This is a genomic window from Dyadobacter sp. CY323 (assembly GCF_021390245.1).
In the GTDB taxonomy this organism is placed as follows: domain Bacteria; phylum Bacteroidota; class Bacteroidia; order Cytophagales; family Spirosomataceae; genus Dyadobacter.
Genome location: NZ_JAJUXH010000009.1, coordinates 177741 through 189824 on the forward strand (window position 1 = coordinate 177741; position 12084 = coordinate 189824).

General features: G+C 43.4%; 12 protein-coding genes. 3 read left to right on the top strand and 9 right to left on the bottom strand.

Going from position 1 to position 12084, the window contains the following annotated elements:
• Position 1: 1 nt before the first annotated feature.
• Positions 2-931, bottom strand: a complete 930-nt coding sequence (locus LZG72_RS15195; protein WP_233873907.1) for a glycosylase — start codon at positions 929-931, stop codon at positions 2-4.
• Between the two features lie 7 nt (positions 932-938).
• On the bottom strand, positions 939-2231 hold the full coding sequence (locus tag LZG72_RS15200) for a pitrilysin family protein (protein ID WP_233873910.1): 1293 nt from the start codon (positions 2229-2231) through the stop codon (positions 939-941).
• 91 nt (positions 2232-2322) lie between these two features.
• On the opposite strand from LZG72_RS15200, the gene LZG72_RS15205 reads away from it, so the two are divergent.
• The gene (locus tag LZG72_RS15205) at positions 2323-3444 is read left to right on the top strand and encodes a glycosyltransferase family 1 protein (protein ID WP_233873913.1); all 1122 of its coding nucleotides are present in this window, start codon (positions 2323-2325) and stop codon (positions 3442-3444) included.
• On the opposite strand, the gene LZG72_RS15210 is transcribed toward LZG72_RS15205, so the two are convergent.
• From LZG72_RS15210 to LZG72_RS15225, 4 genes are all read right to left on the bottom strand, one after another.
• On the bottom strand, positions 3445-4851 hold the full coding sequence (locus tag LZG72_RS15210; RefSeq protein ID WP_233873916.1) for a tetratricopeptide repeat protein: 1407 nt from the start codon (positions 4849-4851) through the stop codon (positions 3445-3447).
• Positions 4852-4923: 72 nt separating this feature from the next.
• Entirely contained in the window at positions 4924-5928 is a 1005-nt protein-coding gene (locus LZG72_RS15215; RefSeq protein WP_233873919.1) for an NAD-dependent epimerase/dehydratase family protein, read from the bottom strand.
• 111 nt (positions 5929-6039) lie between these two features.
• Entirely contained in the window at positions 6040-6801 is a 762-nt protein-coding gene (locus tag LZG72_RS15220; protein WP_233873922.1) for a hypothetical protein, read from the bottom strand.
• A gap of 432 nt (positions 6802-7233) precedes the next feature.
• Complete coding sequence (locus LZG72_RS15225) at positions 7234-7392, bottom strand: helix-turn-helix domain-containing protein (RefSeq protein WP_233873925.1); 159 nt, start codon at positions 7390-7392, stop codon at positions 7234-7236.
• 196 nt (positions 7393-7588) lie between these two features.
• Between LZG72_RS15225 and metG the strand changes: the two genes are divergently transcribed.
• Positions 7589-9661: a methionine--tRNA ligase gene (gene metG, locus LZG72_RS15230; RefSeq protein WP_233873927.1), complete on the top strand. Its 2073-nt coding sequence runs from the start codon at positions 7589-7591 to the stop codon at positions 9659-9661.
• A gap of 59 nt (positions 9662-9720) precedes the next feature.
• On the opposite strand, the gene LZG72_RS15235 is transcribed toward metG, so the two are convergent.
• From LZG72_RS15235 to LZG72_RS15245, 3 genes are all read right to left on the bottom strand, one after another.
• Positions 9721-10056 (bottom strand): hypothetical protein, encoded by a 336-nt coding sequence (locus LZG72_RS15235; protein ID WP_233873928.1) that lies wholly within the window; start codon positions 10054-10056, stop codon positions 9721-9723.
• Between the two features lie 267 nt (positions 10057-10323).
• Positions 10324-10746, bottom strand: coding sequence for an Hsp20/alpha crystallin family protein (locus LZG72_RS15240; RefSeq protein WP_233873930.1), 423 nt, complete (start codon positions 10744-10746; stop codon positions 10324-10326).
• A 238-nt stretch (positions 10747-10984) separates the two neighbouring features.
• Entirely contained in the window at positions 10985-11260 is a 276-nt protein-coding gene (locus tag LZG72_RS15245) for a SelT/SelW/SelH family protein (RefSeq protein ID WP_233873932.1), read from the bottom strand.
• 400 nt (positions 11261-11660) lie between these two features.
• Here LZG72_RS15245 and LZG72_RS15250 point away from each other — a divergent pair, with 400 nt between their 5' ends.
• The gene (locus LZG72_RS15250) at positions 11661-12071 is read left to right on the top strand and encodes a hypothetical protein (RefSeq protein WP_233873934.1); all 411 of its coding nucleotides are present in this window, start codon (positions 11661-11663) and stop codon (positions 12069-12071) included.
• The last annotated feature ends 13 nt before the right edge of the window (positions 12072-12084 follow it).

A 12084-nucleotide genomic window follows, 5' to 3' on the forward strand; every position in this document is an offset into this window, starting at 1 on the left:
GTCAGTTGGATTTCAAAGAATCGGGAAGATGTAAATTGACCTCAGGATGCATGGTGTATAAATTATAGGATGCACCTTCATTTACAAGAATTCCGCTCGACAGATTATTCCCGAGAATCGGGTTCTTCTGGTACTTTTCCCAATGAATCAGATCTTTTGAAACAGCTACGTTCATGGACCATTCGCGCCAGTCTTTAAATGCCGATGCGTGATAATAGGCATAATAGAGACCGTTGTATTTGATGATCTGGTTCATGGCAACCGCAAACTGATCGTATTTTTCAGGTCCTGTCTTTATTACCGGCTCATCCTGAACATTCGTCCAGACTTTCAGGTCCGTAGATGTAGCAACCCATATCGCCACATCGTTTCTTTCGTAAAATAGATACCAGATACCGTTTTCCTTCCACACTGTCGGCGTTCCATATGGGCCTTTTTCAATTGGGCTGCCGTCTTTGTTGCGAACATCCAATGCCCCTTGATCGGTCCATTTTACTTTATCCTGAGACGTGAGCAAATGCGCCGTATCTCCCCTGCTTTCCGCGAACATGTAATAGGTGCTATCCGATTTCAGGACAAACACATCTTCGACCCAAATGGACGTGTGAATCGGTTTGTCGGAATGCCTTTTCCAGCTAATCCCATCATTTGACGTAGCCAGGCCAAGATATTTGATGTTATTTCCAGTTTTCCTGGTATAGCCTGTATACCACATGTAGTACAGGCTGTCTTCTTTCAAAATAAAACCTCGTTCCCTGATTTTTTCATCCCATGTGGTGGAATCGCCCGAACCTGTAAACAATGGATTTGCTTTATAAGGCTTGAAATTCACAAGCTCAGCTGGAAACTCATTCGTTTCTTCAGATTCTGTTTTCTCGCCGCATGAAACTAAAAAATAAGCCAGAATGCCTATCAGGAGGAGGTTGTTCATTTTCAAATCAATCTTCGGGAAGGAATGTAAGGTAGCTGAAATTTTGTTCGTTGAACATCTCCTGCGCAATTTCCTGCAGATCCTGCGACTTGATCTGCTCGATTTCGGCAAAAATTTCAGGGAGTGAATCCACTCTGCCGGTATCGAGGAGGCTTTTCGCCATCATCAGCATAAAGCTCATGTTACTTTCTTCCGACATTGCCAGCTGGCCCATTAACTGAACTTTGGTCTGGTGAAGCTGTAAAACAGAAAGTGGAATTTCTCTTACCCGTTTCAGCTCTTTATGAATGAGAGAAATGCTTTTATTGAGTTGCTTTTTCTCCGTTCCAAAAAAGATCCCCATAAAACCTGTATCCAGATAAGGTGTATAATTTCCTTCAATGGAATACACAAACCCGTATTTTTCACGCAAAGAAAGATTGAACCGCGAATTCATCCCCGGGCCGCCTAGCAAATTGACCAACATAAAAAACGGTAATCTGCGATCATCCAGCAAAGAATAGGCAGGCTGTCCCATGGCGCATTGAGCTTGCTGAATGGGACGTTCTTTCTGCTGAGTTACAGGCGAATAAGACTGCGGGGCGATCCTGACTCGTGAAGTTCGCCGATGAGGTACATCTCCCAGGTATTTTTCAGCGGTTCTAACCACTTTTGAAAACGGCAGCCGGCTTACCGATGAAACGACAATTCGCTCGGTATCAATATTTTCATTAATAAACTGATGTAACTCTTCCTTACCGAAAGAACTCACCGTTTCGGCTGTTCCCAAAATGTTGTTGCCTAATGCATGATCGGGAAAGACAGACTGATCAAAATCATCCTGAATAGCGTCTTCCGGCGAATCCAGGTACATGGACATTTCTTCCAGGATCACATTACGCTCACGCTCGATCTGCTTTTCAGGAAAAACAGAATGGAATGTAATATCGGCCAGCAAGTCCATTGCTTTATCGAAATGATCGTCAAGTACCGACGCATGAAAGCAAATTTTTTCCTTGGTGGTATATGCATTCAATTCCCCTCCCACATTTTCTAACCGATTGATAATGTGGTAGGAACTGCGTTTTTCAGTCCCTTTGAAAGCCATATGTTCCCAAAAGTGCGCAAGCCCCTGTTGGTGAGGCAGTTCGTCCCGGCTACCGATATCAAGCATAATGCCGCAATGTGCAATTTGAGTATATGGAACTTGCTTATGCGCAATCCTGATCCCGTTCGCGAGCGTGTGTATTTGATATTCTTCAGTAAGTGTCAGGGAGGTTGTCTCGGGATTTCCCCGTTTGCGAATGTTGTTTCTCTTCATTCCTTTTAAACACAAAATACCAGCCAATAAATTTCGGTGGTATCCACAAAAATACGGACTTTTGCCCGCAAACCCTTGTACAAAGTTGCCTATGCGAATCGGATTTGACGCCAAAAGAGCCTTTGCCAATAAAACCGGCTTGGGAAATTACAGCCGGTTTGTTTTAAATGCATTAATGACTTTTGAAAAACAACATGAGTATGATGCATACACGCCAAAAGACAACCAAAATCTCTTTCCTGATTTCCCAAAAAGCTCCATTCATTTTCCTGAAACTTTTCTGGATAAAAAACTGAGTGCATTTTGGCGTTACTCTAACATTACCAACCAGTTAAGCAAAGATAAGGTCGATATTTTTCACGGGCTCAGCAACGAAGTCCCGCAAGGTCTGTCACTAAAAGGAATTAAGTCTGTTGTTACCATCCATGACCTGATTTTCGAGAGATTACCGGAACTTTTTAAACCCGTGGACCGCCGCATTTACCGGCATAAATTTCAATCTGCCTGTAAAAGATCGGATCGTATTGTGGCTGTAAGTGAACAAACCAAACGCGATCTCGTGGAACTATATCATGTTGATCCCGAACGCATTCATGTGATTTACCAGGATTGCAATCCGGTTTTCAAACGAATGACAGATCACGAAGAAAGTACTAAAATCCTCGGGTTGTATGGGATTGAACTACCCTTCATTTTAAGTGTAGGAACGCTGGAAGAACGTAAAAATCAGCACCGTCTGGTTGAGGCTTTTGCAAATGCGCGGACGTCTGACTTTAAATTGATATTGGTGGGTAAACCGACATCTTATTCACAAAAAATCCGCGAAACGATCCGTCATTACGGGCTCGAAAAACAGGTACTAATATTACAAAATGTCCCCACGGACCATTTGCCGGCACTTTATCAGTCAGCAGAGATTTTTGCCTACATTTCTATTTATGAAGGTTTTGGTATCCCAATATTGGAAGCATTGCATAGCGGGACACCTGTGCTTTCTGCAAAAGGCTCGTGTTTGGAAGAAGCTGGCGGGCCCGGCGGACTATATGCGGACCCTTATAAAACAGAAGACATCAGCCATCAATTGGGAAAATTGATAACGGATGTCAATCTTAGAAAATCGTTGGTTTCTGCCGGGAAACGTCACATTGAGCAGTTTACCGGTAAAAATATCGCAGGACAGTTAATCGACCTTTATCAAAATATGATCAGGTAACTACTTTTCTCGGTATTGCTCAATGATCCGGAAAAGTGCTTTTTGTTTTTCCAGGTCTGGGAAAAAGTCAAAAAGCTGCACGTGCGCATCATAGTCAAGTGTCAATCCCACTTCCAGGTTCACTAATGCTTCCCGGTATTCCCCGCCGTGGATTTGATAAACAGTCATTCGATAATACAAGTCGGCTTCTTCCGGCATTTCATCGATCGCAGCCTGAAGTAAGTCACAGGCTCTCGCATAATTTCCCTGCTCGAACAACACGTGCGACCATTTCAGCCAGATATCCGGGTTGGAAGGTTCGATTTCAGCTGCTTTTTCGAATGCCTCAAATGCAGAAACGACATTACCAACCTTGAATTCGGTTTCTGCCAGTGCAAGCCAGTAATCCGGGTTCAGCTCGGTGATCTGGATCGCTTTTCTCAAAAACCCGACGGCTTCATACCACCGGCCGAGCTCGCTGAAACAGATCCCCATTCCATACCAGCCGTCGTCCCACTGGCTATCCAGTTTCACGGTCTGCCGATAATATTTGATCGCCATTTCGAACTCGCCTAACTTTTCATAGCAAGTCCCCAGGCAGCAACAGGTTTCCGGTTGTTTACCTTCCAACTCGATTGCTTTCAAATACTGGTCTTTTGCTTCCTGGTAGCGTTCCAGGTTCATATACGAATTGCCGAGCTGGAAAAAAGCAGAGGCGAAATCATCCTTTACCAAGGTCGCATACTCATAGGCATTCACCGCATCATCATAGCGTTCCAGCTTGCTGAATGCGATTCCCAGATTGTACCAGGCGTGATGCGAAAACGGATCGCGATCGACAAGCTCATTGTAATAGTCGAGGTGACTTTCCAGCTGCCCAACCAGGTCGAGGCAATGCGCCAGCTCGTACAATGCACTTTCATTATTCAGATTATTGCGAAGCGACTTTTTGTAGAATTTAATCGCCTCCTCATATTTCCCCCAGTTCTGGTACGTCTGACCGACCTGGAAGTAGATTTCATCGTGATCGTCCACCCTTTGCAGCAGATTTTCCAACAACTCGATGGCCTCTTCATATTCGCCCATCATATTGGAAATAGCAACCTGCATGAATGAGATTTCAATGTCTCCGGGATGGAACAACGAGGCGCGTTCCAGTATTTCCTGGGCCAATTCATGCTCCCCGCGATTGGAATGCAACTGAACCATATTCAGCAGCAGATCGAGCGAATACGGGTAATCCGACAAACCTAACTCACATGCTTTAAAGGCTTTATCCCAATCTCCTCTCTCAATGTAATGAACCGTGACTTTTTCGTAGGTATCCAAATCAAAAAAGACCGGTTCGCTGGTTTTGAGCATTTTTTCAAACCTGAGCAACGTCTCCTTCATATAATCCTTTCTTTCCCCAAAATTTTTCTCCATCATACGGACCGCCAAGGTTAGAATTGAGGGCTAACGCACCAAATAATAATGAAGAAAGTTATAAAATAATTCGTCTTATTTCAAATTCTTGTCAAGCAAACTTTCGCTCACGCGCGCTACCGTTTTTTCAATCGGCTGAAACTTAAAACCCAACGCATTTGTGATCTTCGCATTACGATAAGTAATTTTTCTGGCCGCCGATTGCGCCGTTTCTTTTGTTATTAAAGGTTTTGTGCCTAACAAAAATGTCCTGACCGCTTCTATTCGCCAGATCATCCCCGCCAGCCCCGACCCTACCCGGATCGACGGACGCTTTTTATGCATTGCATCCGCAATTAGGTTAAACAAGTTACGATAGGAAATGCTGCCGGCGTTCAACAGAAACCTTTCACCTGATATTCCCGACTGTGTAAGCTGAAAAACAATTTCAGCTACATCCTTTACATCCACGTAGTTAGCTATACCTTCCGTATAAAAAGGTTTTTCCCGAAAAACGTACCTGAAAATTTGTGTGCTGCTTTTTGTCCAGTCACCTTCGCCCAATATCAAGGTCGGATTCACGATGACGGCATTCAATCCCTCCGCAATTCCACGCCACACTTCCAGCTCGGCAAGATGTTTCGTTTTAGCATATTCGGAATTTTCGGGAGAATCTTCCCAGCGCTGCGACTCGTCCAGTACTATTTCCTGCGCCTGGGCCGTCTTTCGGGAATCGGGCCTTCCAATCGCTGCGATACTGCTGACATGACACAGTTTTTTGACCGGATATTTCAGGCAGACGTTAACAAGGTTAGCGGTTCCTTCCACATTTACTTTATACATCATTTTACGGTCTTTCGGAATAAAGGAAACCACTGCAGCGGTATGGATGACAAAATCCACGTGTTCTATCGCACTTTCGAGCGAGCTGATATCAGTAATGTCACCAATAACCCATTGAACCTGAGATTCCAACCCCGCCAACAGGCTGCGATCCGCACCTTCGCGGTATAATGCAAACACTTCATCGTTATTGGCAAGAAACCTTTTTGCAACTGCACTGCCAACCAGACCAGTAGCCCCCGTGATTAGAACCTTCATAAAATCAAAACAAAATGTGGTAGTCAAAGTTCGTGATTGAAAAGTACATGGACAAAAAAGATCCTTCCCGGAGATGGAAAGGATCTGTTGTGGATTAGATAGGCTGGTTATCTAGGTTTTCATTTTTATCACCTGATTTCTGTAACGTTCCAGCTTTGATATTTTCTTTGAAAAATCTTCCTTTTCCAGCGAAGCGATTGTGAAATCCTCTCTTAAAGTACCCTGACTTTGAATCTCACGCTCTTTTAATTTTCGTATTAGATCTGGCAAACGTCGCTGGATGGCTTTAGTCATCCGAAGGCTCACCTCAACTTGCCTCTGCGTTTCAAGCACGAGTCCAATATAGGATTTGGAATCCCCCATCTTACTTAACCTATCCAATCCAGCGAGAATAGTGCCAAATCTACCTGTTTCAGAATGGACCAATTCCTTGACAAAAAACAACAGTTTCTCAGTGTCTTGCGATTGGATAACTTTATAATCCAAGAGCAGCCTATTCGCATACTGACCACGAAAATGTCGTATCATGACCGTGTCTTCACGATACTTATGCAGAAAGGCTTTGTATTTACTAATTGCCTCATTCTGATCTTGCAAACCGATTCTCGAATTAGCATCAGCAATAACAATGGGATTGAGCTCTGCAAGTCTGGCCACAGCCTTTTTTTGATACGCAAAATCGAGCTCTGTTGGAATATCAGTATCACTTATCCGATAAGTCGGGAATGTCTCCTCGTTATCAGCAACTTCTATTTTCTGAAAATGATATTTCTGACCATTGACCAATTTCGGCTTCTCGGATTCTGTTTCTGAACAACTAGTTTTCAACAGGACGACCAAAGCCAGGAAAACAGCTTTAATTATGTTTTTCATCAGATGAAGTTTAATGTTAGGTGAATTGACAACTCATCGCTTGCTGAGCCTCGGTGATGGTAATGTAGTAAAATGCTGTAGCTATGCACGACCCATTCAGATAAAAGGATTTCGTAACGAGAGCGGACCCGGATGCAGGCGTGCAACAGTCATTTTCAGTACTAAAGCTCACCTGCCCGACTACTGCAAACCCATTATCCACAACTGTATCTTGCCCCGTGCAATAAATTGCTTTCGCATAAACTATTATCGTAACAAGCGGAATCAAAAGAATCGCTAGAAATACTTTGTTGATCTTTTCATAAAATAGTGTTTTGATTAAGATATTTTTCTCGGCTGCGCAGCGAATGCAAACATCCCCCAAATACCCTTTATCTCCAATAGCAAAAGTTGGACAAAACAGGACAAAATAGGACAATATTGGACAGGCCGTCAGCTACGAAGTAATTCAATAAGCTGCTGGCAAAGTTTGGGCGGGATCAGACCGGGAGGCAATGTGATTTTTAATGCATCAAGCTTTCTCGAAAGTGTCCGTGCGGAGATCCCAAGTTCCTGCGCCAGTTGCTGGCGCGACATGTATTTTTCTTTCATTATGGTGAGTGTATAGGTTTACTTTCACAAGTATATAAAATTTAATCGGGCGTAATAGCGTATTTACGGAAATCACAAAAGTGAAAATCACGCACCCGTAATCTCACAATGAGAGCGATTTTACTACTTTTACAAAGAATACAGATCGGCTTTCCGGTGCTGTTATTGAACATTCATTATTACTATTTGCCCGATAATGCCCATTTTAAATCCCAAACGATACACGGTCACCGCGGCGCTGATCTATGCCAATGGTCCCATTCATATTGGTCACCTGGCTGGCTGTTATATCCCCGCGGATATCTACGTTCGCTACCTGCGATCCAATAAGAAAGAAGTTGCATTCATCAGCGGTACCGATGAGCATGGGGTACCCATTACCATTCGTGCCAAAAAAGAGGGGCTCACGCCTCAGGAAGTGGTTGATAAATACTACGCGCAGATCGATGCTTCATTCAAAAGTCTCGGCATTTCATTTGACATTTATTCCAGGACCAGCAAGGATATCCATCACGAAACCTCGAAACAGATTTTCAGGGACCTTTACGATAAAAATGTCTTTATCGAGGAAACGACTGAACAGTATTTCGATGAAACAGCTCAGCAATTTCTGGCCGACAGATATATTGTAGGGACTTGTCCGGTGTGCGCAAATCCAAATGCCTATGGCGATCAATGTGAAAGATGCGGCTCCACGCTCAGTCCGCTGGAACTGAAAGACCCGAGATCAATGCTATCAGGCGCTTCGCCGGTACTTAAAGCCACTAAAAACTGGTATTTGCCGCTCGATACATTACAGCCGCAAATTGAAAATTACATTACCAGTCACGGCGAATGGAAAACCAATGTACTTGGTCAGTGCCAATCATGGTTGAAAGACGGTCTTAAACCGAGGGCGATGACGCGCGATCTGGACTGGGGCATTAAAGTACCTGTCGAGGATACAGAAGGAAAAGTTTTATATGTATGGTTTGAAGCGCCGATCGGATATATTTCCGCGACAAAGGATTGGATGATCCAGAAAAACGGAACAGACGCTGGTTGGGAAAAATGGTGGCAACCGGAAACGAATGCACCGGAAGAAACGAAACTGGTTCATTTTATCGGGAAAGACAACATCGTATTCCATTGCATTATTTTCCCAGCCATGCTGATGGCGGAAGGAAACTATATACTTCCCGACAATGTACCCGCGAACGAATTCATGAACCTGGAAGGTGACAAAATCTCCACTTCCCGCAACTGGGCCGTTTGGCTGCACGAATACCTCGAAGAACTGCCTGATAAGCAGGATGTTTTACGCTATGTATTGACCGCCAATGCGCCCGAAACCAAGGATAGCGAGTTTACCTGGAAAGATTTTCAGACACGGAACAACAGTGAGCTTGTCGGTATTTTTGGAAATTTCATCAACCGCGCCGTAGTACTTACCCACAAATTTTGTGAAGGAAAAGTGCCTGCTGCCGGAGCATTGGAGGAGATAGATCAAAACACATTATCTCAGCTGGAAGCATTTCCGGCCAGGATCGGTGAGGCGATTGAAAACTACCGATTCCGTGAAGCGCTGACATTCATTATGGACCTGGCCCGACTGGGCAACAAATATCTTGCTGATACCCAGCCCTGGCACGTGATCAAAACCGATCCGGCCCGGGTCAATACGATCCTGAATATTGCATTGCAGATATCGGCGACGCTGGCCATTGTTTCGGAACCGATACTTCCTTTTACAGCCGCCAAAATCGCGGATCAACTCGGACTAGCTGGTCAGACCTGGCCAGATGCCGGGAAACCGAACCTGCTTTCTGCCGGACAACCTATCACCGGGGCCAAGCTTTTGTTTGAAAAAATAGAGGATCATGTTATTGAACAACAAATTCAAAAACTGCATGATGCCAAACGTTTAAATGAGCTGGAAGGCAAAGTAGTAGCGCCGGTGAAAGCTGAAATTCAATACGATGACTTTGCCAAAATGGATATCCGTGTAGCGACCATTGTTGCCGCGGAAAATGTCCCGAAAAGCAAGAAGCTATTGAAACTGCTGGTCGATATCGGTAGCGAAAAACGCACTGTTTTAAGTGGTATTTCGGAACATTTCAAAGCGGAGGAAATTATCGGAAACAAAGTGTTGTATCTCGCTAATCTCGCGCCGCGCAAAATGATGGGAATGGAAAGTCACGGAATGATCCTGATGGCGGAAGATAAGGATGGAAGCCTGGCTTTTGTCCAACCCGGAAAGGAAATCTGGAACGGAGGAACTGTTAACTAACAAAGAAAAGCGAAGCCATTGACTATTCATTGGCTTCGCTTAAAACAGTATCTGAACAATTATTGAAATTCCTTCCTGACCTGATCGTACACGACCCGGATTTTATCGACCAGCACTTCACATTCTTTGTCGCTGAGTTGATCGATCGTATTGCTCACTGCATTTGAAACAACCTTTCCTTCTTCGTTCGTTTTAGCACCCTTCTGTTTGATAACGCTAAGAATACTTTCCCATTCACCTACAAGTCCCTCCGAAAAATACCTTGGTTCAATAATGTTAAAATAAGCCGACTGGGATTTGAGTTTCTGCTTGAGTTTACCTGCTTCGGAAGATGACTTCAGTTCGTCGACAAGCTTCGTGAGTTCGATGTAGGCGAAAATATTGGATTTTTTCATAACGTTGAGTTTGGAAGGTAATATATAAAACATGAACACTAAGATATAAATATGTAATGCCATTTTTTCGCTCAAAAGGCAATCTTTACCATATCTTAATATTTCTTATTGGAAGGATACAATTAGTTCGCGGAAAGTTGGAAATGCCAGTTTTGACGCATTCAGCCCATAAAATAAATTTGATTCGAAGCATTAAAATGGAATTAAAATAAAAAAAACCTGGCAGCTAAGGCTGCCAGGTTTTTGGAAAGATCCTATAATAACGTCTTACCAGCGCTCAATATCCACCTTGCGGTGAAAGTCTCCCTGCTCATTTCCATAAGGTAAAAACAGTACCAAATGCCTAAGTGCGTCGTCGTATTTTGCAGATATATGTTCTATATCAACTCCATCGGGAATGACGAAGGTATTGATGAAACGAATTGTTTTCCACTGTTCTTCTTCCGAAAGGTTTTGCTGTGAAAATATCGGTAGCAAATGAAAAAGTTTCAGATTGTTCGTGTTCCTTTTTCCTTTAACTACTTCCAATTGGAGATCCTCAACATCGATGCCAGGAATTTTCACAACTACTTCAAAACCTTCAGATCCTCTGTCAAGCTTTATAGCAGGCTCACTCATTCCACCGTTGACCGTGTTAATGAAATCTATGTTCATTAACATCTCCTGTGGGATTTTCAGTTTGCTTTCCATAGCTATCGCGTTTTAGGTTAACAAGTATTTGAAACATTAACGAAAAACTACGTGCCAAAGATTACTGCTCTCGAAAAAAATAGAGCCAAACGCCACTCTTACTATATCTATATCATTGTTAGTTAAACACTTAACTCTTATTCCGCATTCCGAATATTATTGAAAAGTATTTTAAAATCCAGAAGCAGACAAAATAGCAGTACAACTCATTTCAGTCCGACAAAATGGCCGATTTAAATCAACGATCGTTATGGCCCATATTACGGTCGGGGGCGATGATATCACGGACTTTTTGTTTCAGTTCCTTGGGCTCGGGGAAATGTCCTTCCCTTTTCCTGTCCCAAACGAGGACTTCATCCAAGTTGATCGTATACCTCCCGGGTACTTCCGATGGGACTAATTGAACTGCGTGAAGGTCATCGGTAAATGTTGTTAACAGCTCCTGCGCCATCCAGGCGGCCCTCAAAAGCCAGCCGCATTTGGGACAGTATTCAATTGTGATAGTCGGTTTCATGCTATGAAAGATGTGAATGACCGAAAATACGAAGAAATCAAAAAAGCCGTGAAGGAATTCCCTCACGGCTTTCGTATGTTAACCTAACCCTTAATCTTGAAAGAAAGTCTCTGACGAGTTTCCCTAACGCTTTACAAATGTATAATGGCGCGACCCAAGGCTTTAGAGTGAAATCCCCCTTTTATAAAATCGCGTAGCGCTACAAACCGGCCACAGTATTCTTCCGGTACCGACTGCGTAATATTACGCGTTTGCGGTCAGCCAAAATCAGCAAAACATTGATTGACAAATAGTTGTAGCAAACCGTTTAATCAATACAGAATTGTTCACTTGGTGGTAGAAACCACACTGGTTACATTTACATACATTCATTATCTTAATTTCAATAATATTCTAACTCATGGATTCTAAAAGGTTTACAGGCAAGGAAGGAAGCATTATTTCTGCTGAGCAGGCACAAAAATTAATCGAACCACATTTAAGCAAAGAGCGCACAATCACCGCAAATGGGGAAAATTTCGTGAAAGCTGAATTTTTTGGCATACATACCTTTAATCAATTAATGGGAAAGCATGGCGACAATTGCGTTGGCTTTAGAATTTATTACGGCGTTGGTGAAGACGAAGACAACTCGCTTGAAAAGGTCGAAAATAGCAAGTACGAGAAAAAACCTACTTCGAGGCTGATCATCGTACCCGTGGACGAAAATGGCAGGGATCTGACTAAAACGGCGCAGCTGGGAGGAATGAAAGACATGCCGGCAGAAGGAGAAGTGATGGTCGGCGGACCGATCTGCCCCCGTCATTGTTAATTGTTTTAACCTT